We start from the raw sequence: 25441 nt of genomic DNA, 5'->3' as shown, positions 1-25441 counted from the left end.
TGACGGGGTTGGTAATCAGGTCGGGAACACCGCCCGGCCGTCGGGGCCGCCGGTGAAGTTGAGTTGGGTCGGGTAGGCGAATTCGATGCCTTCGCGGGTGAAGGTGTCGAGGATGGCGATGCAGACCGCGTGGCGGGCGGCGTAGACGACGTCCCACACCTCCGACCGGACATCGAATTGCAGTTCATAGTCGAGGCTGGAGGCGCCGAACGCGGTCATCCCGGTGCGGACCACGACGCATTTGTCGACGCTCTCGGTCGCGGTGCGGAGCAGGTTTGGGATGGCACGGCAGACATCGACCGGGGTCTGGTAGATGACGCCGATCGCGAGTGTCATGCGGCGGCGGTCGAGCCGGGCGAGGTTGCGCAGTTCCTTGTCGAGCAGGTTCTTGTTCGACACGATGATCTGTTCGCCGGTGATTGACCGGATGCGCGTGGATTTGAGGCCGATCCGTTCGACCGAGCCGGACGTGCTGTCCCAGCTGACCGCGTCGCCGCGGCGGAACGGCTTGTCGAAGATGATCGCGAGTGCGGCGAACAGATCGGCGAAAATGCCCTGCGCGGCCAAGCCGATCGCGATGCCGCCGATGCCGAGGCCGGCGATCAGCCCGGTGACGTTGACGCCGAGATTGTCGAGGATGAGCACGCCGGCGATCGCGAACAGGGCGAAGGTGACGAGCAGCCGGATGATACCGAGCGCGGAGCCGATCGCGCCTTTCTCGGTGTCACCCGCCGCGCGATGTTCGACGAAGCCGAGAATGATCTCGCGCGCCCAGAGGGCTGCCTGGAGTGCGGCGGCGATCGTGAAGACGGCGGTGATGACCGCGGTGACGCCGGCCGGTGTGTTGGCGCCGCCCTCGACCAGTCGGGCGGCGAGCGCCACCATGAACCACATGCGGGTGCGGGTGATCGCGCGGCCGACGATGGTCCGCCACTGGACGCTCTCGTCATGCCCGCGGCAGAGCCGACCGCCGAGCGAGCGGAGGCCGAGCAGCGCGAGCACGATCGCCGCGCCGATCGCGAGTGCGATCGCGACCTGGAGCCAGTTGCCGGCGAGCCAGGTCGTAATCTCCCGCGTCAAGCGGTTCATGTCGGCTGCGAAGTCATGGACGGCGGCAGTGGGTCGGACCGCGACGGCGGCGGTGTTGGCAATCGTCATGCGCAGGCGGCCTTACTGCAATGTTCCGCACCCAGCGTGTCGAGGAACGCGATCAGCCCGCGTTCGGTGGGCGTCGCATAGCGCGTGGCGCGCGGGAGCCGGACGCGGCCGACCGGAACGCCGCTGCGCGCCAGTTCGATCAGCGCGGGGTGGACATAGGATTTGCGCGCGATGGCGGGCGTGTTGCCCAGCGCGTCGGCGACGGGCTGCAGCAGCTGTTTCAGCGTGATCGCGGTGTCGCCCGCCTCGACCAGCGTGCGGTAGGCGATGACGCTGGCACCCCAGGTACGGAAGCTTTTCGCGGTGAAGCTGCCGCCGGTGGCGTCCTTGATATACGCGTTGATGTCCGCCGACCCAACCGGATGCGCGCTGCCGTCGGGGCATTGATATTGGAACAGATGCTGGCCGGGCAGGTCCTGGCAGCGGCGCGCGATCCGCGAGAGGCGCTGGTCCTCGATCGTCAGGCGCTGGAGCTTGCCGGACTTGCCGACATATTCGAGTTTCAGCTTGGAGCCGCGGACCTTGGCATGGTCGGCGCGCAGCGTGGTGGCGCCGAAACTGTTGTTCGATTTCGCGTAAGTCTCGTTGCCGACCCGGACGCGGCCGAGATCGAGCAGCCGGACGATCGCGGCGACGACGGCGTCCTTGTCGAGCGCGCGGTGGGTGAGGTCCTCCTCCACACGCGCACGAAGCAAAGGCAGCGCGCGGCCGAAATCGGCACAGGCGTCGTATTTCGCGGCTTCCTGCGTCGCGCGGAAATCGGCGTGGTAGCGGTACTGCTTGCGGCCCTTGTCGTCCCAGCCGACCGCCTGGATATGGCCGTCCGGGCTGGGGCAGAACCAGCAGTCAACATAGGCCGGCGGCATCGCGGTGGCGTTGAGCCGGTCGATCTCCACGCGGTCGCGGACCCGTTCGCCGTGCGGGTCGAAATAGGCCCAGTGGCCGCGCAATTTGCGGCGGGTGATGCCGGGCAGGGCATCGTCGACATAGCTTAACATAGGTGGCGGTTCGGTCCGGTCATGGGGGGATAACGGCATGCCCCCCGCGATCGTTCCGGCTGGCGCATCGGGCGGCTTCGCGCCGGAACAGGCGGCGGCGGCACCCGTTCAGGCCCAGACCCCCAAGACATCCCCCAAGACATTCGAGGATATCCCCATGCCAGCTATCACCGACGCCAAGATCCTGATCATCGCCACGGACGGGTTCGAGCAGGCCGAACTGTTCGGGCCGCGCGACCGCCTGATCGCTGCGGGGGCGACCGTCGTGCTCGCATCGCCCGCAATGGACCCGATCCAGGGCATGGAGAAGGACGAGAAGGGCGACACGATCACGCCGGACATGACGCTGGATGCGGTCGAGACCGACGATTACGACGCGCTGATCATTCCGGGCGGCGTCGCCAATCCGGACACGTTGCGCACGATCGATGTGGCCGTCGAGATCGTGCAGGCATTCGACGATGCGGGCAAGCCAATCGCCGCGATCTGCCACGGGCCGTGGTTGCTGGTCGAGGCGGACATCGTCGAGGACCGGACGGTGACGAGCTGGCCGTCGCTGCGCACCGACCTGGAGAATGCCGGCGCGACGACGGTGGACGAGGAAGTCGTGGTCGACGACAACCTGATCACCAGCCGCAAGCCGGACGACGTGCCGGCGTTCACCGACGCGCTGATCGCGATGATCGAAGGCATGGACGACGCCGACGAGGCCTGACGGGCGGAGCCTGTCGGGAACTCGGCGTTCTCGACAGGCTCGAACCGAACGGCGTTTGGGGTAAGGTGGCGGCCGTTGGTCAGACCGGTTGCGGTTTACGGACCTTCGGGGCCGGCCTTGCGAACCCGACCTTCGCCGGCGAACGGGTGCGGCGCAGGAAGGCGTCGAAGCCAATCTCCAGCCCGACGAGCATGTAGATGAACGGCTGGAACGCGATGCCGACGAACAGCGCGCCGATCAGGTAGATCAGGTGCGCGTGCTGGAGCGCGGTGGCGAGCGGGGCGATCCAGCCGTCCTCGTCCGGCGCGCGGGCATATTTGCGGCGCAGGACCTCCATCCGGATCAGGCCGAGCGCGTGGAGCGTGAGCCACAGGATTAGGCCGGGATAGCCCTGTTCCCCCAGCATTTCGAAATAGCTGCTGTGATAGGCGCGGCCGGCGTCGAACGCCTGGGTGGTGGACGTGCTCGTGCCGTCGGCGGTGGCGGTCGTCTTGACCTCGTCGATCACCAGGCGGTTCTGGCGGTAGGCCTCGAACCCGCCGCCGAACGGATGCTGGCCGACATAGCCGAGCGTCCATTTCCAGACCGCGATGCGGGTGGAGGCGCTGTTGTCCGCCTTGTACCCCTGGATCGTGTCCATCCGCTGCGTGTAGCTTTCGGGCAGGAACGGCACGGCGATGCTGAGCGCGACGGCGATCCCGGCGACGTACAGCACGCGGCGCTGGACCGAGCGGAGCATCAGGACCGCGAGCGCCGCGATGCAGATGATGCCGGTGCGGGCCTGCGTTCCGACCGGGATTAACAGGCAGGCGAAGATGAGTGCCGCGGCATAGGCGGTGACCAGTTTGCCGCGCGGGTAGATCGTGCCGTAGCGCGCCAGCCAGAGGATGAGCGGGATGATCGCGACCGCGACGGCGGAGATCGTGCTGCTTTCGTACAGGCCGCTATTGTTGTCGATCATGAGGTTCAGCACGCCGTAGCCGCCGCCGGACACGACCGTCTTGATCCCGCCCACCACGATGATCGACGAGGCGGACAGCACGAGGAACAGCGCCATCGATTCGATCCGCAACCGGGTGCGCAACGTGAGCGGCAGGAAGATCGCGAAGGCCATCGCCTTCCACACCCAGCCCCATTTGGTGAGCGCCTCCACCGGGAAATCGGCGGTCAGTGTCGTCCAGAAACAGTAGAGCAGGAGCGTGAGCATCAGCGATTGTCGGATGCCGAACCGCGCGCCGCTCTTGTCGTCCGCCACCGCCCAGCCGAGCACCGCGAGCGCCACGCAGATGAGCGAGACGGGCACGGAATTCAGCAGATAATAAGCCAGCCGCTGCGGCGAGACGATGTCGACATAGGCATAGGCGAGCACGAACAGGAACGGGCGCCGAAACCCGAACAGGATGAGCGCGGTCAGGAAGCCGATAAGGCCAAGGTCACGCATCTGGCGTACCCGGGCGTTCGGGCTCGCGGTCCAGATCCGGCCGCCGCACGAGCCGCCATGCCGCGAACAGCAGCAGCCCGTGGCTGAGCGCGAGCGAGAACAGGTCGATCATGGCCTGTTCCCCTTTCCGGATCGGCTGCGTGGTCGGATCGACGATATCGTCCAGCGGTTGACACGTCGTTAAGCGCCGTCATGGCACAGAGTTGGCCATGCGTATTCTCCATATCCTCGATCATAGCCTGCCGATGCACAGCGGCTACACGTTCCGGACCCGCGCGATCCTGAAGGCGCAGGTCGCGCGCGGGTGGGACGTGATGGCGGTGACCGGGTCGCGCCACGTGGCGGCCGGGCCGGCGGAGGAGGTGGTCGACGGGCTGCGTTTCCACCGCGCGGGCAGCGGATCGCGCGCGCCGTCGCCGATCGCGGAATGGCGCGATATCGCGGCGCTGGAACGCAAGGTCGATGCGCTGGCGACGACGTGGAAGCCCGATATTCTGCATGCCCATTCGCCGGTGATGACGGCGATGGCCGCCGGGCGGGTGGCGCGACGGCGGGGATTGCCGTTGCTGTACGAGATCCGCGCATTCTGGGAGGATGCGGCGGTCGGCAACGGGGCGGGCACCGAGGGGTCGCTGAAATATCGGGCGATCCGCTGGCTGGAGACGCGCGCTGTCGCCCAGGCTGACGCGGTGGCGGTGATTTGCGAAGGATTGCGCAGCGATCTGGTGGCGCGCGGCATCGCGGCGGACAAAATCATGGTGTCGCCCAACGGGGTGGACCTGGGCCTGTTCGGATCGCCGCCGCCGCCGGACCGGGGGCTTGCCGCGGAACTGGGGCTCGATGGGGCCGAGGTGATTGGCTTCGTTGGGTCGTTCTATGATTATGAGGGGCTGGACGACCTGATCGCGGCGATGCCGGCGCTGGTCGCGGCGCGGCCAGCGGCGATGCTGCTGATGGTCGGCGGCGGGCCGATGGAGGCGGCGTTGCGGGCGCAGGCGACGGCATCGCCGGTGGCGGACCGCATCCGCTTCGTCGGGCGCGTGCCGCATGACCGGGTGGAGGCCTATTACGGGTTGATCGACATCCTGGCCTATCCGCGCAAGCGGATGCGGCTGACTGATCTGGTGACGCCGCTGAAACCGCTGGAGGCGATGGCGCAGGGCCGGCTGGTGGCGGCGTCGGACGTCGGCGGGCACCGCGAGCTGATCGAGGACGGGGTGACGGGGACGCTGTTCCCGCCCGACGATCCGGCCGCGCTGGCGGCGGCGCTGTCCGCGTTGCTGGCCGATCGCAGCGGATGGGACGCGCGGCGCGCGACGGCGCGGGCATTTGTTGAACGGGATCGTAACTGGTCGGAAAATATATCACGCTATGATCCCGTTTACCAAAGGTTGGCGAGTCGCGGACGGATATGAGGACAGGCGAATGACCAGGCCGAATGCGCGTCGCATGATCGATGCGATCGAACGGACCCCGCTGGCGGTGCCGATGGCGCTGCTGACCGCTGCGGCAGCGGCGTTCCTGGCGTTCGCGGTGCCGGCCGCGGTCATGGTGCGCGCGGTGGGGATGACCGGGGTCGCGCCGCTGATCGCGCGGGTCGGGTCGTTCGGGACGGCGCCGCGCGCGGTGCTGATGCTGGCAGTGGCGCTGATCGCCGGCGGGGCGGTGTGGTGGGTGTTCCACCGGCTGGAGAATCCGCGGCAGCCGGTGGAGGCGGAGCTGCAGATCGACCTGTTCGCGCCGGAAGAGGCGGAGGCGCCTGCGCCCGCGCCGCAGCTGCGTCGGGCCGATGCGCATCCCGATGCGCCCGCGCGACGGCCGCTGTTCGCGGCATCCGACCTGGGCACGCCGATGGACGACATCGATCCGGAGCCGCTGCCGTTCGGGCGGCCGCCGTTGTTCGTCGCGCCCGTCGCGCCCGTGGCGGAGGAGGTCGTGGACGACCCCGACACGCTGTTGCTGGACGAGAGTTATGCGAGCATCGCGCCGGATGTGGTCGACGACGGTGCGGTGATCGATCCGCAGCACGACCTGGTGCCGGAGAAGGAAACGATCGCGGCGTTGATGGCACGGCTTGAGCGTGGGCTGGAACGGCGCGGCGGCGGTGCGATGGCGCGGCAGGCGGCGGCCGATGGCGGGTTGCGCGATGCGTTGGACGAACTGCGGCGGATGACGGCGGGGCGCTGAGCGCCGCGCGTCGTCAGGCCTCGATCAGGGTCAGCGCCTCCACCAGCAGTGTGTCGGCGTCCGCATCGGCGGTGATGCCGGCGAGCAGGTGACCGCGCAACGCGAAGTCGTCCTCCGCGACGGTCGCGGCGAACGCGTCCGCCGCGGGGCGGTCGGGACAGCTGAACAGCAGGCGGTGGCGCGTGCCGACGAACGTCGCGCTGGCCCAGGGGGTGCGATCCTGTTCCAGCAGTGCCGTGCCGGTGGGAAGCCGTGCGAGCAGGGCGGCGACGAGCAAACGGCCGGGCTCGGGACCGCGTAGGGGGGCCATCATCATCGGCCGGCGTCCTGAGCGGCGAGATAGGCGACGACGCGCGCGATGGTGCGCGGGCGCGGTTCGCGACCGCGGCGCAGGTCCGTCACGAAGCGCGGATCGCCGACCGCCTCCCGCCCGAATCGCGTCGGGGGCAGGCCGGTGCGGCGGAGATGGCGTTCGATCGTCGACAACAGATGCACGGTGCTCGCTCCTAGCGTCCCGGTGATTATGTTCGCGCTTTGTTCTCAATCAATTCCTACTTGTCTAGGAAAAATCCTAGCGGTAGGAGAATCCGTGGATAACGAAGACCCCCGCGCCGCGATCGAACGGCTGTGTCGCGAGCGCGGCGAGGACTTTGCCGGGCTGTCGCGGTTGCTGGGGCGTAACCCGGCTTATGTGCAGCAATTCGTGCGGCGCGGGAGCCCGCGGAAGCTGGACGAGGCGGACCGCGCGACGCTGGCGCGCTATTTCGGCGTGTCGCAGGCGGCGTTCGGTGGGCCGCCCGTGCCGGAGCGGGTGGCGCCGGCTGCGTTGCGTCAGGTGCCGATACTGAACGTGGGTGCCTCGGCCGGGCCGGGCGCGGTGGCGGGCGACGAGGCCGCGGCGGGCGGGATCGCGTTTGACGAACGGACGCTGCGTGCGCTGGCCGGGGGCGATCCGGCGGCACTGTCGATGATCCGGGTGGTGGGCGATTCGATGGCGCCGACGCTGGCGGACGGCGACCGGATCATGGTGGATCGTGGTGCGGCGGACCGGCCGCTGCGCGACGGGATCCATGTGGTGCGACTCGACGACGCGCTGGTCGTGAAGCGGATCGCGGTGACGGGCGATGCGGGGCGGGTTGTGCTGACCAGCGATAACCCGGCGGCGGTCGATCCGGGTGAGCGGGCGTTGGCGGATGTCACGGTCGTCGGGCGGGTCGTGTGGGTGGGGCGGCGCTTGGGGTAAGGTTGGCCGTCTCGGCTGCGCTCGGGATGGACGGGTTTGGGCGTCGGTCAGCCGCGGCGCTGGATCAGCCACTGGATTAGCGCAATCGATAGTCCGGCGCCGAAGCCGATCAGCAGGCCGGCGGTCGTCTGGCCCATCGCCATGCCGGCCACCGCGCCGACGATCGCACCGAGCGCGAGGAAGACGCCGCCGCCGGAGCGGGGTGGGCTGGCTGGGGGTGTCATGGCCATGTTCATGCCAGCATGTGCCGGGCGGCGCCAGTCATGCGGTGTTCGGGAAGGGGTCGCGGTGGCCGGGGGGCTTGGCGCGCCGGGTCGAACCGGGTGGGCGTAGAAGCCGCTGGCGGGGCGCGGTTTGCGTCGCTAGGCAGGGGGCATCATGGTTCCCGTCAGCCCGCGGCGCAAGCACGCCTGTTTCGCGATGGCCGCCCTGCTGGCACAACCGGCGGCGCTGGCCGCGCAAGCGCCGTCACCCGCTCAGAAACCCGCGTCGACGGGCGTTCCGGAGCCGGTTGCGCCCGCGCCCGTCGAGCTGCTCGATCCCAATTCGCCCTTGGCGCCGATGGCGGACCTGGGGGTCGCATGGCCCGATCTCGCGGTGTCGGACCCGGCCGAAGCCGGGGCGGCCGCGACGACGGGGCGCGGGGCGGGTGTCGTCGATGCGGCGGCGGAGCAGCGCTACCGGATCGTGCTGGACGGGCTGAACGGGGTCGGCGATGCGCGGTTGCGGCCGCGGTTCGATATCGCGTCCGCGCTGGTCCAGGGATCGGGATCGCCGGCCAACGTCGCGCAGATTGAGCGGCGTGCGCGCGAGGACGAGGGCGTGCTGGCCGAACTGCTGCGCTCCTACGGATATTACGACGCCGAAGTCGATGCGCGGGTGGAGGCCGACCCGGCGACGCGCCGCGTGGTCGTGACGCTGACCGCCGACCCGGGGGCGCTGTACCGGTTTGCGGATGTCACGCTGCCGGGGCTGTCGGCGGCGGCGGGCAAGGCGCCTGCGCTGGCCGATGCGTACGGCGTGACCAAGAACCAGCCGGTCGATGCGGAGAAGGTGCTGGCGGCGGGCGATGCGTTGAAGACCGCGCTGGGGCGGCAGGGGTTCGCGTTCGGGACGGTGGCGGAGCCGGAGGTCGTGATCAATCACGACACGCGCACCGCGACGCTGGCGATCGCGGTGAACCCTGGTGTCGCGCAGCGGTTCGGCATGATCCGGGTCGAGGGATCGCCGCTGTTCAGTGCGAAGCATCTCGGCCGGATCGCACGGTTCAGGCCGGGGCAGCCCTATGACGCGGCGCTGCTGGAGGATTATCGCCGCGCGCTGATCCAGACCGGGCTGGTGTCCACACTGAAGGCCGTGCCGGTCGCGGGCGCGGATGTCGGGACGGTCGATATCGCCACCACGCTGGAGCCGGCGCCGCCGCGGACGATCGCCGGGACAGCGGGCTACGGCACGGGCGAGGGCATTTCGACCGAGGTCAGCTGGACGCACCGCAACCTGATCGCGCCCGAGGGGGCGGTGACGGTGCGCGGCGTGCTGGGAACGCGCGAGCAGCAGGCGGGCGTGTCGCTGCGCCGCAACAACTTCAAGGCGCGCGACCGCGTGCTGACCGCGAATGTGACCGCGGCGAACATCAACCGCAACGCGTATGACGCGCGGACCTTCCAGCTGTCCGGCGGGCTGGAGCGGCAGAGCAACATCATCTGGCAGAAGACCTGGACCTGGAGCGTGGGTGCGGAACTGCTCGCGTCGGACGAGCGCGACACGATCGTGGCGACCGGCCAGGCGCGACGCCGGACGTTCCTTATCGCGGCCCTGCCGGGAACGCTCGGCTATGATGGGTCGGACGACCTGCTGAACCCGACGCGCGGGTTCCGGCTGTCGGGGCGGCTGTCGCCCGAACTGTCGTTGCAGTCGGGGACGTTCAGCTATGCCCGGACGCAGATGGACGGCAGCGCGTATCTGCCGGTCACCAAGGCGGTGACGATCGCCGGGCGGACCCGGCTGGGCACGATCGTGGGGGCGGAACGCGACAGTATCGCGCCGTCGCGGCGTTTCTATGCGGGCGGCGGCGCGTCGATCCGCGGCTATGGTTATCAGGCAGTCGGCCCGGTCGATATCGACGGCGATCCGATCGGTGGGCGGAGCCTGACCGAGTTTTCAATCGAGGCGCGGGTGCGGGTCGGCGATTTCGGGATCGTGCCGTTCCTCGACGCGGGCAACCTCTATACGTCGCCGCTGCCGCGCTTCACGGCGCTGCGCTTCGGGACCGGGATCGGCGCGCGTTACTATACGAATTTCGGGCCGATCCGGGTCGATGTCGGCACGCCGCTCAATCGCCGGCGCGGCGATGCGCGGGTCGCGGTCTATGTCTCGCTGGGGCAGGCGTTTTGAGCGACGAGGTCGCGCGCAAGCCGCGGTTCCGGCCGTTGCGCTGGTTGGGCGGGCTGTTGCTGGCGCTCGCCGCACTGGCGCTGGTGACTGTGTGGGCGATCGATACCGGGCCGGGGCACCGGTTCCTGACCGACCGGATCGCGGCGTTGCCGATCAAGTCCGGGCTGCGCGTGCGGATCGGGCGGATCGATGGATCGATCTGGAACCGCGCGACGATCCGCGACCTGCGGCTCTACGATCTGAAGGGGCAGTTTCTGGAGGCGCCGGAGGTGCGGCTCGACTGGAACCCGGCGGCGTGGATGCGCAACGTGCTGGACGTTAACATCCTGTCCGCGCCGCTGGTGACGCTCGACCGGTTGCCCGTGCTGCGGCCGAGTGCGGAGCCGGCGGTGCTGCCGTCGTTCGACCTGCGCGTCGGGCGGCTGGCGATAACGCGGTTGGAACTGGGCGCGGGGATCACCGGCGGACGGGTGCGCGCCGGGCGGATGACGGGATCTGCCGATATTCGCGACGGGCGGGCGATGGTGATGCTCGACGCCGCGGTGACGCGGGCGGGCAAGGCCGGTGGCGATAGCTTGCGCGTAAGGCTGGATGCGCGGCCGGACAGCGACCGGTTCGATGTCGATGTCGCGCTGGATGCGCCGGCCGGGTCGGTGGCGGGGCGCTGGCTCGGCACGCCGCGGCCGGTGACGCTGCGCATCGACGGGGACGGGCGCTGGACCGACTGGCGCGGGCGGGCGCAGGCGACATTGTCCGGGCGATCGATCGGCCAGCTGGCGTTGCGCGCGACGGCGGGGCGTTATGCGCTGGACGGTCGGGTGGCGCCCGCGCCGTTCCTGTCGGGAAAGCTGCAGCGGTTGTCGTCGCCGTCGGTGACGGTGCGCGGGTCGGGGACGCTGGTCGACCGGCGGCTGGCGGGTGAGATCAAGCTGCGCAGCCGGGCACTGATGCTGGATGCGAAGGGCGCGGTCGACTTGGCGCGCAGTCGGTTCGGGGCGATGGCGGTGCGCGCCGACCTGTTGCAGCCGGCCGCACTGTTCCCGAACATGACGGGGCAGAAAATCAGCCTGAAACTGACGCTGGACGGGCCGTTCAAGACCGCGGCGTTCGATTATATGGCGACCGCGCCGCGGCTGGCGTTCGATGCGACCGGGTTCGAGGATGTGCGTGCGGCGGGGCGCGGGCGGCTGTCGCCGAATGGGCCGGTGGTGGTGCCGATCCGGCTGACCGCGCGGCGCGTGATCGGGGTGGGCGATGTGGCGGGCGGGATCCTGGCGAACCTGTCGGTCGCGGGACAGCTGCAGGCGACGGCGCGGACGCTGACCGGCACCGGGCTGGCATTCGATTCGGACAAGCTGAAGGGCAAGCTGGCGCTGCGCGTCGACCTGGTTACCGGGCGTTACGACGTGACGATATCGGGGCAGCTGCGGCGGTACCTGATCCCCGGCCTCGGGATCGTCGAGGTGACGAGCGACCTGAGCGTGGTGCCGGACCCGAGCGGGCGCGGGACGCGGGTCGAGGGGCGCGGGCAGGGGCGCGTGCTGCGGCTCGACAATGCGTTCCTGGCCGGGCTGGCCGGCGGGTTGCCGCGGATCGACACGCGGCTGGTGCGCGACCGGGACGGGGTGCTGCGGTTCAGCGACCTGGTGCTGACCGCGCCGACGATCACGATCCGCGGGACGGGGATGCGGCGGCGGGACGGGACGTTCCAGTTTGCCGGCAGCGGGCGGCAGGCGCGCTACGGGGCGTTCGATATCGGGCTGGACGGCGATATCTCTCGGCCGCGGGTGGAGTTGCTGCTGGCGGCGCCGGCGGATCCGCTGGGGTTGGCGGCGGTGCGGGCGACGTTGTTGCCGGATGCGGGCGGGTATCAGTGGCAGGCGGCGGGTGGGTCGACGCTGGGGCCGTTTGCGGGTCGTGGGCGGATCGACCTGCCGAGCGGGGCGCCGGCGGTGGTGCGGGTGGCGGCGTTGAACGTGTCGGGGACGACCGCGAGCGGCGCGCTGCGGTCCGATCCGGGTGGGTTTACAGGCGTGCTGACGACGGCGGGCGGCGGGATCGACGGGCGGTTGCTGTTCAGCCCGGTGGGCGATGTGCAGCGGATCGAGATGCATCTGGGCTTCGTCACGGCGCGGCTGGCGATGGCGGTGCCGGTCGAGCTGCGGCGCGGGAAGCTGGACGCGGTGCTGCTGCTCGATCCGGCGGGGACGTCTGTCGAGGCGACCGCGACGGCGGCGGGCGCCCGGCGCGGCGACGTGTCGATCGCGCGGATCGCGGGCAATGCGCAGCTGCGCGGCGGGCGCGGGACGGTGCGTGCGTCGGTTGCGGGTTCGCGCGGGCGGGCGTTCGAATTCCAGACGGTGGCGCAGGTCGCACCGGACCGGATCGAACTGATCGGATCGGGGACGCTTGACCGTAAGGCGATCCGGCTGAGCCGGCCGGCGGTGCTGACGCGCGAGGGCGATGGCTGGCGGGTGGCGCCGACCGCTTTAACCTATGACGGCGGTACCGCGACAGTCGGCGGACGGTTCGGCGCGGGGGACGCCACGGTCGATGCGACGCTGGCACGGATGCCGATGTCGCTGCTCGATCTGGCGTTTCCGCAGCTGGGCGTCAGCGGGCTGGCGAGCGGGCAGCTGACGTACCGGCTGCCCGGCGGGGGGCAGGTGCCGACCGGACGCGCGGACCTGCGGATCCGCGGGCTGACGCGGTCGGGGCTGGTGTTGTCGTCGCGGCCGATCGATGTCGGGCTGGCGATGGTGCTGGACGGGCGCGGGCTGGCGGCGCGATCGGTGGTGGCGAGCGGCGGGGCTATCATCGGCCGGGCGCAGGGGCGGATCGGGCCGCTTGGTGGCGGCGCTGCGCTGGCCGAGCGGTTGCGCGCCGCGCCGATCTTTGCGCAGCTGCGGTACACGGGGCCAGCCGATACGCTGTGGCGGCTGACGGGGGTGGAGACGATCGATCTGTCCGGGCCGGTGGCGGTGGGGGCCGATATCGGCGGGCGGGTGTCGAGCCCGGTGATCCGCGGGTCGATCCGGACGAGCGGCGCGCGGCTGGAGAGTGCGGTGACCGGCACGGTGATCCAGGCGATCGTCGCGGCCGGGCGGTTCGACGGATCGCGGCTGGTGATGGACAGTTTCCGCGGGGCCACGCCGCGCGGCGGGACGGTGACCGGGCGGGCGACGTTCGACTTGGCGGCGGCGCGCGGGTTCGGGATGGATATCGCGCTGGATGCGAACAAGGCGGTGCTGCTGGCGCGCGACGATATCGGCGCGACGGTGACGGGGCCGCTGCGCATCCAGTCCGACGGGGTGGGCGGCACGATTTCGGGGACGGTGAAGCTGGACCAGTCGCGGTACCGGCTGGGCCGCGCCGCGGCGGCGTCGATCCCGCGGCTGAACGTGCGGGAGATCAACCGGCCGGACGATGTGTCCGACCTGCCCGCGGCGACCGCGCCGTGGAAGCTGGACCTGAAGGCCGACGCGCGGACGCGGATGATCGTGAGCGGGCTGGGGCTGGACAGCGAATGGCGGGCGCAGCTGGGCATCGCCGGGACGGTGGACAGCCCGCAGATCACCGGGCGGGCGGACCTGCTGCGCGGCAATTACGAATTTGCGGGGCGGCGGTTCGACATCGATCGCGGGTCGATCCGGTTCCAGGGTGAGACGCCGGTCGATCCGGTGCTCGACATCGTGGCGAACGCGAACATCCAGGGGCTGAGCGCGAGCATCCGCGTGTCGGGCACCGGGCTCCGTCCGCAGGTCGATTTTTCGAGCGTGCCGGCGTTGCCGGAGGACGAGCTGCTGTCGCGGCTGCTGTTTGGGTCGTCGATCACGACGCTGTCCGCGCCCGAGGCGTTGCAGCTGGCGGCGGCGGTGGCGTCGCTGCGCGCAGATGGCGGGGGGGGCATGAACCTGAACCCGATCAACGCGATCCGCCGGGCGGCGGGGTTGGACCGGCTGCGCATCCTGCCGGCCGATGTGGCGACGGGGCAGGGGACGTCGGTTGCCGCAGGGAAATATATCGGGCGGCGGACCTATTTGGAGGTCATCTCGGACGGGCAGGGGTATAGCGCGACGCGGCTGGAGTATCGGATCACGCGGTGGCTTTCGCTGCTGTCGACGATTTCTACGGTGGGGCGGCAGAGTGCCAATGTGCGGGTTTCTAAGGATTATTGAGGGGGTCGGGCGCTGCCCCTCCATCCTAGGGCAATAGCCGTAGAAAGTAGCGCGTGTGACCCTGGGTCCCGGATCAAGTCCCGGACACTGTGGCGTTTGGATTGGCGGTGTGTGGCGGCCTTGAGCGTCGGCTTCTCGGCTTCGCTCGAAGGGTCCCTCGACTTCGCTCGGGATGGACGGACCACAAAACCCCGTTTGGTTCGAGCTTGTCGAGAACTCAGCACTGAGTTCTCGACAGGCTCGAACCAAACGGGGTGGGCGATGTGAGTTTGGAGAGACTCTGAGATGAGGTTCTCGACAAGCTCGAACCGAACGGAGGTGGGCGACTTACGCCAGTTCGGCGATTGCGCGTTCCACGGTCGCCAGGCCTTCGGGGCTGGCGACGGCGAGGTCGATGGGGCGTCCGCCAAGGTCCGCGTCTTCGGTGTTGAGGAAGGCGACGACCTTGGCCGAGTCGCGGAGCGCCTCGAACGCGAGGCGCGTGACGCGGCCCTGGCGTTCGGCGGCTTCGGGGCTGAGTCGGACGCCGTCGAACCGCTTGCGGAACGGGCGGTTCAAAGCGGGGAGCCCCCGCGGGCGGCCTTTTCGGTGGCCAGCGTGTCGCGCATTTCCTCGCCCTGCGCGATGCGACCGGCCATGGTCAGCCAGGCGGCCTCCGAACGGCGGCAGCGGTCACGGACATTGTCGAGCGTGGCGGCTTCGGCATCGCGGGCGGCTTCGGCGGCGCGGGCCATGTAATATTCGCTGGTGACCGACATGGGCGGGGGTCCTTTCGATACGGCAGAAACTGTCGTGGGGTCAGCCAAAAACCTCCGCCACGATATGGCGTAATTCGGATCGCGACAATGTCGGCCGGAGGGCCGGGACGGTGCGTTTCAACCGCGCGGGGCGGCTGTTCCAGGGTAGGTACGTCGTTCGGTCGGTCGTCGTGTTGTGCATAAAGTCCTTCGGCGCGCGCGATGGGCGGCCGGTATCAAGATATAAGAATAAGTTGCGACACTTTAGCGTGTGCCGCGACGCTGTCCGGGGCCGACGCCCGGCGTTCGTTCGCGATAGACGAGCCGACCTTTTTCAAGATCGTAGGGCGTCATTTCGACTTGAACGCGGTCGCCGACCACCGAACGGATGCGGTAACGCCGCATCTTTCCGGCCGTGTAGGCAATGATCTTGTGATCATTGTCCAACACGACACGGAAGCGTCCATCCGGCAGGATCTCGTCGATCAGGCCATCGAGGGTCACTGACTCCTCTTTGGCCATGACGAAATCAGGCCGACTGGAGGTTGACGGCGGACTGCTTGCCGCGACGATCCGTTTCCAGTTCGTAGCTGACGCGCTGATCCTTGTTGAGGGTCGGCATACCGGCGCGCTCGACGGCGGTGATGTGGACGAAGCTGTCGCCCGAACCGTCTTCGGCCGCGATGAAGCCATAGCCCTTGTCGGAATTGAAGAATTTGACGGTGCCGATTGGCATGAGTGTTTCCTTTCAAAGAAACGAGGAAACCCCGGACACTGTGCCCGAGGAGCCAGGAAGCAAGAAAAGGAAAGGTCCGCCCGCGGGCATCAAATTCCGTCGCAGGCGACGTGTGCAATCTTCATATAGTAGAATGGTCGTGATTAATCAATCGATTGCCGTGGTGGCGGCAACGGACCGGCCAGCGCGGCGACCAGTTCGTCGGCGATCCGATCGTAGAATCGGCAGATCGCGCGAAGGTCTTCGGGGGTGACCGCGAGATGCGATCCGGGGGGCAGTGGCGCGGGTTCTCCGTTGCGGGCAGCGGACTCCGGCGCGGCCCAGCCGAGCGTCGGGACGGAGCCGGGCAGGCCTGCGCGGACGATGCCGCCGGTGTGGAACAGGCAATTGCGCGACCGGCCGATGGCGCGCAGCGCGGCGTCGTCCGGGCTGGCCAGTGCCATGGTGGTGCGCAGCATCGCGAGCTTGCGGGCGGTGTTGTCGAGCCGGGCGAGTGCGGCGCGGTCCTCCGGAGTCGCGACCCCCGATGCGACGGCGTCGATCAGCAGGCTGAGGAAGCGGTCGACCTCACGCAGGCCGTTGCCGATCACCTTTGTACGGCCGTGGCCGGTGATCGCGGTGGCGGTCGCGTCGGCCGGGCCGGACCGCAGCCCGCTTCCGAGGAAACGGGTCCCGCGGCGGAGCGTGACGAGGGCGAGCGCGAGATCGGGTGCGGGCGAGATGGGCTGTTCCGGACGGGGTGGCGAACCGTCGCAATGGACGATCCGGGGCGTCCGGTCCATCCGGGGCGGCGGCGGACTGTAACGGAACTGTAGCGGACGGGCGGCGGTTGGAGCCAACATCATATTCATCAGGAGGTCCGCCATGGCGACCGATACGCCGAACGACACCAACGTCCACAAGCTCGACACGTCAAAGCTGAAGCCGGCCAAGCCGCCGAAGCCGGTGAAGGAGAAAACCAAGGCCGCCAAACCGCCGAAGCCGCCGAAGGGCGAGGGCAAGGCCGGGAAGCATCCGAAGGCGAAGGGGCCGGCAAAGGTCGGCGCCGTGGTGGCGGACGCGGTCGATCAGGTTCGGCATGCGGCGGGCAAGGCGGTGAAGGCCGTGTCGAAGCCGCGCGGCGCCGCGATCGGTGCGGCGGCCGCGACAGTCGGTCTCATCGCCGGCTTCGTGGCGGTCTCCGGTGCGCGTCGCGCGAAGCAGCCCGCGCGTCTGCCGGCACCGCGCAAGACGGTGACCGTGGTTCCCGCCGGCGAAACGCCGGCGCCGACCGTCGGCGAGATGATGGCGGCCGCGCGGGACGACGTGGTCTGATCGGCCTGCGGCACCGTCCCGTCGTGGGACAGTGCCGTAACCCCGCCATTTTACGCGGGACAGGAAGGTTAGCGGCTTGTTAACCCGTCGACATGATCGACGCAGCGACCATCCTATCCCGTGAGCCGGCCGAGCGTCCCGAGACGATGTCCGTTCCGACGTTGTCGGACCTGCGCTTCTTCTTGCGCGTTTATGCCGGTGGGTTCGCGATTTTCTTGACGATCCTAAGCTGATCTAGTCGCGCAGCGCCGCGGCGCGCAGGTCGGCGGCGTGGCGGTCGCAGGCCAGATGCAGCCGATAGGCGAGCAGCGCTGCGCCGATGCTCATGACCGCAACGAGCAGCAGCGTGCCAGCGATCGACACCCCGAAATGGACCAGTCCTGCGAGCATGACGGTGGCGAACACCATCGCGCCGGCGTTAACGATGTTGTTCGCGGCGACGGTGCGCGCGGTCTGCGCCTTGGGCACGGTGGTGGTGAGGAAGGCGTAGAGCGGCACGACGAACATGCCGCCCGCCACCGCGACGCCGAACAGGTCGATCAGCACGCGGTCCGCATGCGGCAACGCCACGAACGAGCGGAGGTCGAGCAGCGTGCCGTCCGTCGGCGGCCAGTGTGCGACCGTCCAGTAGAGGTCGCAGACGAACAGGCCCATCAGGATGGCGGCGGCGGGTGCGAACCGGGCGGAGACGGCGCCCTTCAGCAGGCGGTTGATGATGATCGACCCGACCGCGACGCCGATCGAGAAGATCGACAGGAAGAGCGTGGCGACCGACTGGTTCGCGGACAGCGCGTTCTTGACCAGCGGGGGGAACTGCGCCGCCAGGATCGCGCCCTGCATCCAGAAGAAGCTGATCGCGGTGATCGCCAGGAACAGCCGCCGGATATGCATCGTGTCGCGTACCAGCCGGATCGAGGCGCGCAGGATGTGAAAATCGATCCGCACATCGGGATTTTCCGACGGCGCGGCCGGCACCTTCTGACCCGCGATGCGGCCAAGCACCGCGACGATCAGCACGAGGACCGCGGCAATATGGGCGGGCACGATGCCGCCGACGATCGTGCCGAGCAGGATCGCCCCATAGCTGCCGGCTTCGACCAGCCCGGTGCCGCCGAGCACCTCGTCCGATTCTAGATGTTGCGGCAGGATCGCGTATTTGATCGGGCCGAAGAAGGTGGAATGAACGCCCATCGCGAACAACGCGGCGAGCATCAACGGGATGTTGGCGAGCAGCAGGCCGGCCGCGCCGAACACCATGATCGCGATTTCGACCGATTTGACGAGCCGGACGATCTTCGCCTTGTCGCGCCCGTCCGCCAGTTGCCCGGACAGCGCGGACAGCAGGAAGAAGGGCAGGATGAACAGCCCGCCCGCCACCGCGGAGAAGGAGGCCTCCGCCGTGGGGTCCTTCAACACCTCGAACGTCACGAGCATGATCATCGCGGTGCGGAACAGATTGTCGTTGAACGCCCCCAGGAACTGGGTGACGAACAGCGGCAGGAACCGGCGTTCGGCGAGGAGCCGGAAGGAAGGTGTCATGCGGATTTATGGAGTCACATCGTTCCGGGGAAGCCGCGACATAGCGCATCCTTGGGCCCCATGCCAAACCGGATGCGGGCGCGGTGACTGAGCCGGGCGTGGGGCCGGTGCTGACGACCGCGCGGACGCGGCTGCGCCCCTACGGCGTGGCCGATTTCGCGGCGCGGGCGGCCTTGGGGGCGATGCCCGACTTCTACCGGTTCACCAGTGGCGCCGCGGCGAGCGAGGAGGAAAGCTGGCACCGGGTGCTGCGTTACATCGGGCACTGGGCAGTATTCGGATTCGGGTTCTTCGTGGTCGAGGATCGGGTGAGCGGACGGTTTCTGGGCGAGGCGGGGGCGATGGATTTCCGCCGTGGCATCGGTGGCGGGTTCGGCAGCCTGCCGGAGTTGGGCTGGGGGTTCGTCCCGGACGTCCACGGGACGGGGATCGCGGGGGAGGCGGTGCATGCCGTGCTCGCTTGGCTGGACGGTGGGGCGGGCCGGGCGGGGACGGTGTGCATGATCGGCCTCGAGAATCATGCGTCGCACCGGTTGGCGACCCGGGTCGGCTATGTCGGGTCGGGCAGCGAGGAGTATCATGGCCGGCCGGTGGCGACCTATGCCCGCGCGGCCGGTGCAACTTTCGCATCGCCGCCCGGTTGAACGCGGATGGATATGGACAGACAGGCGCACCAGTCGCAGGCCCAGCAGGCGACCGTCGGGCGCACCGCCGTGGAACGGGCGGATGCGCAGGTGAACGCCAGCGTGGCGCCGTTGCGCGATACGATGGTGGTGCGCGCGACGTCCGCCTTTTCCGAGATACTGGATCAGCCGCCGCTGGTCGCGATCTCCGCGCTGACCGCGGGGGCCGGGCTCGTGACGCGCAATCCGCGGCTGGCGCGGGCGGGGCTGCGGATGCTGGCGTCGCATGCGCTGGCGACGTTGGTGAAGGGCGTGATCAAGAACCGGGTCGACCGGTCGCGGCCGAAGAAGCTTGTCGACGACGGCGACTACGTCATGGAGTCGGGCGAGAGCGACGAGGGCGACATGCGGTCCTTCCCGTCCGGTCATACCGCCGGCGGGGTGGCCGTGGTGCGGGCCCTGGCGCGTGAATATCCGGGGTCGACATGGCCGACCGGCGTCGGGCTGACCGCGACCGCCGCGGCGCTAATTCCCAAGCAGGCGCATTACCCGAGCGATATCGCGGCCGGGGCCGTGGTGGGCTGGGTATCGGAGTATCTGGTCGACCTGACATGGCATCGGATGGAACGGTACTTCCCCAAGGCGCTTGCGACGCGCTAGAAGCAACCGATGCTGAGCCTTCCGAACATCCTCACCCTGTCGCGCATCTTCGCGATGCCGATCCTGGTGTTCCTGTTGTGGCTGCCCAGCCGCACCGACTATGCGCTGGCCTTCGGGCTGTACTGCCTGATGGGTATTACGGACTATTTCGACGGGTATCTCGCGCGTGCGCAGGGGACCGTGTCGAAGCTGGGCGTGTTCCTCGATCCGATCGCGGACAAGATCATGGTGGCGGCGGTGATCGTCATGCTGATCTTCACGCGCGATATCGACGGGTGGCATGTGATCGCCGCGCTGGTGATCTTGCTGCGCGAGATTGCGGTGTCGGGGCTGCGCGAGTTTCTGGCCGAACTGCGCGTGTCGGTGCCGGTGTCGAAGCTGGCCAAGTGGAAGACGACGTTCCAGCTGGTGTCGCTGGGCGGGATCATCCTGGCCGGGGCGTTGCCGGAGCAGCACTGGATCCTGCTGGTCGGGCTGTTCAGCCTGTGGGCCGCGGCGGCGCTGACCCTGCTGACGGGCTGGGACTATCTGCGCGTCGGCCTGAAGCACATGGACTGACGACGATGGCGATCGAGATGCTGTATTTCGCCTGGGTGCGCGAACGGGTGGGCATGGGGGCCGAGCGTGTCGATCCGCCGGCCGATATCGCGACGGTGGCGGACCTGATCGGTTGGCTGGCCGGGCAGTCGGGCGGGCATGCCGCCGCGTTCGAGGATGCGGGGCGGATCCGTGCGGCGATCGACGACCGGTTCGTGGGGCTCGACGCGGCGATCGGCGGAGCGCGCGAGATCGCGTTGTTTCCGCCGGTGACGGGCGGCTGATCGTGGCGGCGATCGATCCGGTCATCGACGTGCGGGTGCAGGCGGACGATTTCGACGTCGGCGTGGAACTTGGCCGGCTCGAAGCGCTGGGCGGCGGGGCGGTCGGCAGTTTCACCGGGATCGTGCGCGGGGGGGACGGGCTGATCGCGCTGGTGCTTGAACATCATCCGGTGATGACGGCCAAGACGCTGCGCCAGATTGCGGAGGAGGCAGCGGCGCGGTGGCCGCTGCTGGGCGTGACGTTGATCCATCGGCACGGCCGGCTGGAGCCGGGCGCGCGGATCGTGCTGGTCGGCACGGCATCGCCGCACCGCGCCGCGGCGCTCGAGGCGACGATGTTCCTGATCGACTGGTTGAAGACACGGGCGCCGTTCTGGAAACAGGAATGTTTCGCGGACGGCGGCAAGACATGGGTGGAGGCCCGTTCGGCAGACAATGCCGCGGCGGAGAAATGGGGTGCGGCACATGGATGATCTCGAACAGCTGCTGCACCGTGTCGGGCAGCAGGACCGCGCCGCGTTTGCTTTGCTGTATGAGCGGACGTCCGCGAAACTGAACGGGATCGTGCGCCGTATCTTGCCCGAGATGACACTGGCAGACGATGTTCTTCAGGATGTTTACGTCCGAATCTGGCGCAGTGCGGCCGGTTACGAAGCATCGCGCGGGCGGCCGGTGACGTGGATGGCGGCGATCGCGCGTAACTTGGCGATCGACGTGCGGCGGCGCGAGGCATCGCGTGGACTGGGCCGACAGGTGGTGTATGAACCCGATTTGGGAGGTGCCGCGCCGGGGATAGACGCGGAACTGGCGCTTGCGCTCAGGCGATGCCTGGAGGTGCTGGAGCCGGTCCAGCGCGAGATGATCGTCGCGGCATATTGCGAGGGGATGAGCCGGGAGGAACTGGCGGACCGCCATACGCGGCCGGTGGGAACCGTGAAGTCCTGGCTGCATCGTGGCCTGGCGGCCCTGAAGGCGTGTCTGAGTGATGACTGATCCGATGGATATGACCGCAGCCGAATATGTGCTCGGCACGTTGGACGCGGACGAGCGCGCGGCGTTCGAACGCATCCTGATGGACGACGCGCAGGCGGTGGCCGAAGTGGCGGCGTGGCAGCGGCGGCTAGCGCTGCTCGATGCGATCGCGCCCGATGTGACGCCGTCCCCCGAATTGTGGGCGCGGATTGAGGCGGCGACGCGGCCGGAGGCGGCGAACGACAATCGCGTGGCCAGTGGCTGGCGCGGTGCGGCGGTCGCAGCAGCGCTGTTGGCATGCGTGAGTTCCGGGCTGGCCGTGATGGGCTGGCAGAAGCCGGCCGAGACGCGGGTCGTGACCCGGACGGTCGCGTCGAAGATGGACGCGGTGGCGACGCTGACTCCCGAGGGCGCGACGCCCGCGGTGCTGGTCGGCTGGCACGAAGCCAGCGGTCGCTATGAGGTGCGGCCGGTAACGATGGACGTCGATCCGGTCCACGCGCATCAGCTCTGGCTGATCGTCGAGGGCGAGGGGCCGCGCTCGTTGGGCCTGATCGGCAACGAGGCACGCTGGATCGATGGGCGCGCGCTGCGTCCAGGCCAATCGGCGACGATCGCGGTGTCGGTCGAACCGCTGGGCGGATCGAAGACGGGTTCGCCGACCGGGCCGGTCATCTATTCGGGCAAGCTGATCCGGTTGCCTGAGCGGAGCTGAAGTCGAGGGTCGGGACGCTGGCCGCTCAGCGATCGATGGGGTGGGCCGACCGTCCTGGCGGTTGATCGCGCTCTGGCCCGGCGGACGTTGCGCTGGGGTTACGGCATCAGCACGGTGTCGACGACGTGGATGACGCCGTTGGACTGCATGACGTCGCCCTGCGTGACGTGGGACATGCCGCCCTTCGCGTCGGTCAGCATGATGCGCTTGCCCGACATGGTGGCGGTCAGCGTGCCGCCTGCGACGGTGGTCAGCGTTGCCCTGCCACCGCCGGCCTTGATAGCCTTGGTGAGGTCCTTGGCGGTCATGCGGCCGGAGACGACGTGGTAGGTCAGGATCGAGGTGAGCGTCGCCTTGTTCGCGGGCTGCAACAGCGTGTCGACCGTGCCGGCCGGCAGCTTGGCGAACGCGGCGTTGGTCGGCGCGAACACGGTGAACGGGCCGGGGCCGGACAGCGTATCGACCAGGCCGGCGGCCTTGACCGCGGCGACCAGCGTCGTGTGGTCCTTCGAGTTGACGGCGTTTTCGACGATCGTCTTGTTCGGGTACATCGGCGCGCCGCCGACGGTGGGGACCTTTGCCGAAACCGCCATCGGGGCGGTCGCGATGGTCAGGGCGGTGGCGAGCATCAGTCGGTTCATTATGGACATCGGGCATCTCCGCTAAGCGTCGCCGACGAGCCGGGCGACTAGTGCGAAATACGCATATCGGCGTGCCGCGGTTGCGCGCAAAGCGGGCGAATCAGTCGGACATTCCGTCCAAGGCAGCGGCCCCGATCAACGATTCACCCATCAGCTGAAACTCCCGTTCGCGCGGCGATCCGCGGCGCCAGACGAGCGAAATCTGGCGCGCCGGGTGATTCGCGTCGAGTGGGACCGCAACGACCGAGGTGTGCCGCAGGATGCCCGCACGGATCGCCATGGCGGGCAGCAGCGTGACGCCCAGGCCGTTGTCGACCATCTGGACCAGCGTGTGGAGCGAGGTGCCGAGCATCGATGCCTCCGAGCGCAGCTCGGGCCGGTTGCAGGCCGCCAGCGCATGATCCTTCAGGCAGTGCCCGTCCTCCAGCAGCAGCAGCTGGGTCTCGTCGATCGCCTCGGGCGCGATGCGCGGCGGCGGGTCGATCGCCTGCCCGCCGGGAAAGGCGACATAGAGCCGGTCGTCGAACAGCTTCAGGCTTTCGACGTCGCCGCATTGATAGGGGAGCGCCAGCAGCACGCAGTCGAGATGCCCGCGGTGGAGCGAGTCGCAGGCGGCGCCGGTCGTCTCCTCGCGCAGATACAGTTTCAGGTCGGGCCATTCGGCGCGCAGCCGGGGGAGAATGCGCGGCAGCAGGAAGGGCGCGATCGTGGGGATGACTCCCATGCGCAGGTCGCCGGACAACGGCTTGCCCGCGGCGCGCGCCATGTCGGCCAGCTCCTCCGCCTCGCGCAGCACGCGGCGCGCCTTGGTCGCGATGCGGCTGCCGAGCGGGGTGAAGCGCACGACGCGTCGCGTGCGTTCGACGAGCATCGTGCCGAGCAGCGATTCGAGTTCGCGCAGGCCCGCCGACAGCGTCGATTGCGTGACGAAACAGGTTTCGGCGGCGCGTCCGAAATGGCCCTGTTCCTCAAGCGCGACGAGATATTGCAGCTGTTTCAACGTGGGTAGATAGGTCGCCATCGATCGTCTCCGTCGATCATGCGTCGTTGGAATAATCGATTTGCTACATCTGGTGCAAACGTTATTGCACTGCAGCAAGCCGCTGGGGACAGGCGGCGCATCCCATTCAATAAATTAGGAAAATCGCCATGCTGACCGTTGGTGACAAGCTTCCCGAATTCGTTCTGCCCGTCCAGCAGGGGGTCTCCGCGCTGCCCGCGGACGAAACGATCGACCTGGGCAAGAAGGACGGCAAGTGGAAGATCCTGTTCTTCTGGCCGAAGGACTTCACGTTCGTCTGCCCGACCGAGATCGTCGGTTATGCCGACCTGAAGTCCGATTTCGCGGATCGAGACGCCGTGCTGATCGGTGCATCGACCGACACGACGCACGTCCACTTCGCATGGCGCAAGTCGGACGAGCGGCTGGCCGCGGCGGACTTCCCGTGGATCGCCGACAACGGCAAGAAGCTGGCGACCGCACTCGGCATCGTCCACCCGGAAGAGGGCGTTGCGTACCGCGCGACGTTCATCATCGATCCGGACAACATCATCCAGCACGTGACGGTCAACGGCCTGAACGTCGGCCGCAACCCGCAGGAGGCGCTGCGCGTGCTCGACGCGTTGCAGACCGACGAACTGTGCCCGTGCAACTGGACGCCCGAGGACGAGGTCCTGCGCCCGGCCGCCTGACCCCAACATGATGCGGACGCCGGGGCCGACCCGGCCGGGCGTCCGCCAAGCGGGGCGCGGGGGGCATGACCTCCGCGCCTTTCTTTTTGCCCGACGAACAAGGAACATCCCATGTCGCTCAAGGCCTTTGCCGATACGCTGCCCGATTATGCCAAGGACATCCGCCTGAACGCGGGGTCGCTGGTCAACGACCAGACGCTGGGCGACCAGCGCAAGTGGGGCCTGCTGCTCGCCTGCGCGCACGGTTCCGGTTACCGCCCGCTGGTGGAGGCCGTGGAGGCCGACGCGGCCGGCAAGCTGACCCCCGAAGCCGCCAACGGCGCGCGTGCGGCGGCCGCGGTGATGGCGATGAACAATGTCTATTACCGGTTCGTCCACCTCGCATCGAACGCGGAATATGGCCAGATGCCCGCCAAGCTGCGCATGAACGTGATCGCCAACCCCGGCATCGACAAGGCCGATTTCGAGCTGTTCAGCCTGGCGGTGTCCGCGCAGAACGGTTGCGGCATGTGCATCGACAGCCATGAAAAGGTGCTGAAGCAGCACGGCGTGAACGCGGAGATCATCCAGGCCGCAGCGCGCATCGGTGCGGTGATGACCGCGCTGGCCACCGTGCACGCCACGATGGCGTGACGGCTGCAGCCTGAAGCGACTCGTAAATGCCGGGGCGGGGCATA

At 68.8% G+C, this 25441-nt stretch carries 30 protein-coding genes; 16 read left to right on the top strand and 14 right to left on the bottom strand.

Annotation, left to right across the window (positions count from 1 at the left end; genetic code table 11):
• Positions 1-15: 15 nt before the first annotated feature.
• Both IEX50_RS12925 and IEX50_RS12920 read right to left on the bottom strand, forming a co-directional pair.
• Positions 16-1158, bottom strand: coding sequence for a mechanosensitive ion channel family protein (locus IEX50_RS12925; protein WP_229673993.1), 1143 nt, complete (start codon positions 1156-1158; stop codon positions 16-18).
• Positions 1155-2156, bottom strand: coding sequence for a DNA topoisomerase IB (locus IEX50_RS12920; RefSeq protein ID WP_157176370.1), 1002 nt, complete (start codon positions 2154-2156; stop codon positions 1155-1157). The genes IEX50_RS12925 and IEX50_RS12920 overlap by 4 nt, the downstream gene beginning before the upstream one ends.
• 157 nt (positions 2157-2313) lie before the next feature.
• On the opposite strand from IEX50_RS12920, the gene IEX50_RS12915 reads away from it, so the two are divergent.
• Complete coding sequence (locus tag IEX50_RS12915) at positions 2314-2871, top strand: type 1 glutamine amidotransferase domain-containing protein (RefSeq protein ID WP_157176523.1); 558 nt, start codon at positions 2314-2316, stop codon at positions 2869-2871.
• A gap of 79 nt (positions 2872-2950) precedes the next feature.
• Here IEX50_RS12915 and IEX50_RS12910 read toward each other — a convergent pair whose 3' ends face one another.
• A complete protein-coding gene (locus IEX50_RS12910) occupies positions 2951-4312 on the bottom strand; it encodes a putative O-glycosylation ligase, exosortase A system-associated (RefSeq protein WP_157176371.1) in 1362 nt (453 codons plus the stop codon).
• A gap of 209 nt (positions 4313-4521) precedes the next feature.
• Here IEX50_RS12910 and IEX50_RS12905 point away from each other — a divergent pair, with 209 nt between their 5' ends.
• Positions 4522-5727: a TIGR04063 family PEP-CTERM/XrtA system glycosyltransferase gene (locus tag IEX50_RS12905; RefSeq protein ID WP_157176372.1), complete on the top strand. Its 1206-nt coding sequence runs from the start codon at positions 4522-4524 to the stop codon at positions 5725-5727.
• Between the two features lie 10 nt (positions 5728-5737).
• The gene (locus IEX50_RS12900) at positions 5738-6499 is read left to right on the top strand and encodes a hypothetical protein (protein ID WP_157176373.1); all 762 of its coding nucleotides are present in this window, start codon (positions 5738-5740) and stop codon (positions 6497-6499) included.
• Positions 6500-6512: 13 nt separating this feature from the next.
• Here the strand turns inward: IEX50_RS12900 and IEX50_RS12895 are convergent, their stop codons facing one another.
• Together IEX50_RS12895 and IEX50_RS12890 are read right to left on the bottom strand one after the other, a co-directional pair.
• Positions 6513-6815 (bottom strand): hypothetical protein, encoded by a 303-nt coding sequence (locus IEX50_RS12895; RefSeq protein ID WP_157176374.1) that lies wholly within the window; start codon positions 6813-6815, stop codon positions 6513-6515.
• Positions 6812-6994 carry a hypothetical protein gene (locus IEX50_RS12890; protein WP_157176375.1) on the bottom strand — a complete coding sequence of 61 codons (183 nt, stop codon included), beginning with the start codon at positions 6992-6994 and terminating at the stop codon, positions 6812-6814. The genes IEX50_RS12895 and IEX50_RS12890 overlap by 4 nt, the downstream gene beginning before the upstream one ends.
• Positions 6995-7088: 94 nt before the next feature.
• Between IEX50_RS12890 and IEX50_RS12885 the strand changes: the two genes are divergently transcribed.
• On the top strand, positions 7089-7742 hold the full coding sequence (locus tag IEX50_RS12885; RefSeq protein ID WP_229673991.1) for a S24 family peptidase: 654 nt from the start codon (positions 7089-7091) through the stop codon (positions 7740-7742).
• Positions 7743-7789: 47 nt separating this feature from the next.
• Here the strand turns inward: IEX50_RS12885 and IEX50_RS12880 are convergent, their stop codons facing one another.
• Positions 7790-7972, bottom strand: a complete 183-nt coding sequence (locus tag IEX50_RS12880; RefSeq protein WP_188699486.1) for a hypothetical protein — start codon at positions 7970-7972, stop codon at positions 7790-7792.
• Between the two features lie 148 nt (positions 7973-8120).
• Here IEX50_RS12880 and IEX50_RS12875 point away from each other — a divergent pair, with 148 nt between their 5' ends.
• Positions 8121-10136 carry an autotransporter assembly complex protein TamA gene (locus IEX50_RS12875; protein ID WP_157176376.1) on the top strand — a complete coding sequence of 672 codons (2016 nt, stop codon included), beginning with the start codon at positions 8121-8123 and terminating at the stop codon, positions 10134-10136.
• Complete coding sequence (locus tag IEX50_RS12870; protein ID WP_229673988.1) at positions 10133-14314, top strand: translocation/assembly module TamB domain-containing protein; 4182 nt, start codon at positions 10133-10135, stop codon at positions 14312-14314. Before IEX50_RS12875 ends, IEX50_RS12870 begins: the two co-directional genes overlap by 4 nt.
• A 327-nt stretch (positions 14315-14641) precedes the next feature.
• On the opposite strand, the gene IEX50_RS12865 is transcribed toward IEX50_RS12870, so the two are convergent.
• The 5 genes from IEX50_RS12865 to IEX50_RS12845 all read right to left on the bottom strand — a co-directional run bounded on the left by IEX50_RS12865 (position 14642) and on the right by IEX50_RS12845 (position 16569).
• On the bottom strand, positions 14642-14872 hold the full coding sequence (locus tag IEX50_RS12865; RefSeq protein WP_157176377.1) for a hypothetical protein: 231 nt from the start codon (positions 14870-14872) through the stop codon (positions 14642-14644).
• Positions 14869-15072 carry a hypothetical protein gene (locus IEX50_RS12860; protein WP_157176378.1) on the bottom strand — a complete coding sequence of 68 codons (204 nt, stop codon included), beginning with the start codon at positions 15070-15072 and terminating at the stop codon, positions 14869-14871. The genes IEX50_RS12865 and IEX50_RS12860 overlap by 4 nt, the downstream gene beginning before the upstream one ends.
• 243 nt (positions 15073-15315) lie before the next feature.
• The gene (gene infA / locus IEX50_RS12855; protein ID WP_157176379.1) at positions 15316-15573 is read right to left on the bottom strand and encodes a translation initiation factor IF-1; all 258 of its coding nucleotides are present in this window, start codon (positions 15571-15573) and stop codon (positions 15316-15318) included.
• Positions 15574-15580: 7 nt separating this feature from the next.
• Positions 15581-15787 carry a cold-shock protein gene (locus IEX50_RS12850; RefSeq protein WP_076071220.1) on the bottom strand — a complete coding sequence of 69 codons (207 nt, stop codon included), beginning with the start codon at positions 15785-15787 and terminating at the stop codon, positions 15581-15583.
• 143 nt (positions 15788-15930) lie between these two features.
• Entirely contained in the window at positions 15931-16569 is a 639-nt protein-coding gene (locus IEX50_RS12845; RefSeq protein WP_188699480.1) for a hypothetical protein, read from the bottom strand.
• Between the two features lie 82 nt (positions 16570-16651).
• Here IEX50_RS12845 and IEX50_RS12840 point away from each other — a divergent pair, with 82 nt between their 5' ends.
• Positions 16652-17101 carry a hypothetical protein gene (locus tag IEX50_RS12840; RefSeq protein WP_157176381.1) on the top strand — a complete coding sequence of 150 codons (450 nt, stop codon included), beginning with the start codon at positions 16652-16654 and terminating at the stop codon, positions 17099-17101.
• A gap of 234 nt (positions 17102-17335) precedes the next feature.
• Here IEX50_RS12840 and IEX50_RS12835 read toward each other — a convergent pair whose 3' ends face one another.
• Positions 17336-18640 carry an MFS transporter gene (locus IEX50_RS12835; RefSeq protein ID WP_157176382.1) on the bottom strand — a complete coding sequence of 435 codons (1305 nt, stop codon included), beginning with the start codon at positions 18638-18640 and terminating at the stop codon, positions 17336-17338.
• 83 nt (positions 18641-18723) lie between these two features.
• Between IEX50_RS12835 and IEX50_RS12830 the strand changes: the two genes are divergently transcribed.
• The 7 genes from IEX50_RS12830 to IEX50_RS12800 are packed head-to-tail and all read left to right on the top strand — an operon-like array spanning position 18724 to position 22431.
• Entirely contained in the window at positions 18724-19284 is a 561-nt protein-coding gene (locus IEX50_RS12830) for a GNAT family N-acetyltransferase (RefSeq protein WP_157176383.1), read from the top strand.
• A gap of 6 nt (positions 19285-19290) precedes the next feature.
• Positions 19291-19923, top strand: coding sequence for a phosphatase PAP2 family protein (locus IEX50_RS12825; RefSeq protein ID WP_157176384.1), 633 nt, complete (start codon positions 19291-19293; stop codon positions 19921-19923).
• 9 nt (positions 19924-19932) lie between these two features.
• Positions 19933-20481 carry a CDP-diacylglycerol--glycerol-3-phosphate 3-phosphatidyltransferase gene (gene pgsA, locus IEX50_RS12820; RefSeq protein ID WP_157176385.1) on the top strand — a complete coding sequence of 183 codons (549 nt, stop codon included), beginning with the start codon at positions 19933-19935 and terminating at the stop codon, positions 20479-20481.
• 5 nt (positions 20482-20486) lie between these two features.
• A complete protein-coding gene (locus IEX50_RS12815) occupies positions 20487-20744 on the top strand; it encodes a MoaD/ThiS family protein (protein WP_157176386.1) in 258 nt (85 codons plus the stop codon).
• A gap of 2 nt (positions 20745-20746) precedes the next feature.
• Positions 20747-21217: a molybdenum cofactor biosynthesis protein MoaE gene (locus tag IEX50_RS12810; protein WP_373285314.1), complete on the top strand. Its 471-nt coding sequence runs from the start codon at positions 20747-20749 to the stop codon at positions 21215-21217.
• Entirely contained in the window at positions 21210-21737 is a 528-nt protein-coding gene (locus tag IEX50_RS12805; RefSeq protein ID WP_157176387.1) for a sigma-70 family RNA polymerase sigma factor, read from the top strand. Before IEX50_RS12810 ends, IEX50_RS12805 begins: the two co-directional genes overlap by 8 nt.
• 4 nt (positions 21738-21741) lie before the next feature.
• On the top strand, positions 21742-22431 hold the full coding sequence (locus IEX50_RS12800) for an anti-sigma factor (protein ID WP_157176388.1): 690 nt from the start codon (positions 21742-21744) through the stop codon (positions 22429-22431).
• A gap of 98 nt (positions 22432-22529) precedes the next feature.
• Here IEX50_RS12800 and IEX50_RS12795 read toward each other — a convergent pair whose 3' ends face one another.
• Positions 22530-23072 carry a fasciclin domain-containing protein gene (locus tag IEX50_RS12795; RefSeq protein ID WP_198350653.1) on the bottom strand — a complete coding sequence of 181 codons (543 nt, stop codon included), beginning with the start codon at positions 23070-23072 and terminating at the stop codon, positions 22530-22532.
• Between the two features lie 100 nt (positions 23073-23172).
• A complete protein-coding gene (locus IEX50_RS12790) occupies positions 23173-24093 on the bottom strand; it encodes a hydrogen peroxide-inducible genes activator (RefSeq protein WP_157176390.1) in 921 nt (306 codons plus the stop codon).
• 128 nt (positions 24094-24221) lie between these two features.
• Between IEX50_RS12790 and IEX50_RS12785 the strand changes: the two genes are divergently transcribed.
• Positions 24222-24764, top strand: coding sequence for a peroxiredoxin (locus tag IEX50_RS12785; RefSeq protein ID WP_157176391.1), 543 nt, complete (start codon positions 24222-24224; stop codon positions 24762-24764).
• Between the two features lie 111 nt (positions 24765-24875).
• Positions 24876-25397 carry an alkylhydroperoxidase, AhpD family gene (ahpD, locus tag IEX50_RS12780; RefSeq protein WP_157176392.1) on the top strand — a complete coding sequence of 174 codons (522 nt, stop codon included), beginning with the start codon at positions 24876-24878 and terminating at the stop codon, positions 25395-25397.
• The last annotated feature ends 44 nt before the right edge of the window (positions 25398-25441 follow it).

Origin of the sequence: Sphingomonas prati, from assembly GCF_014643515.1 — a bacterium.
GTDB lineage: Bacteria > Pseudomonadota > Alphaproteobacteria > Sphingomonadales > Sphingomonadaceae > Sphingomonas_R > Sphingomonas_R prati.
Note: the sequence above shows the minus strand (reverse complement) of the source record. Positions and strands in the feature narration are given on the sequence as shown.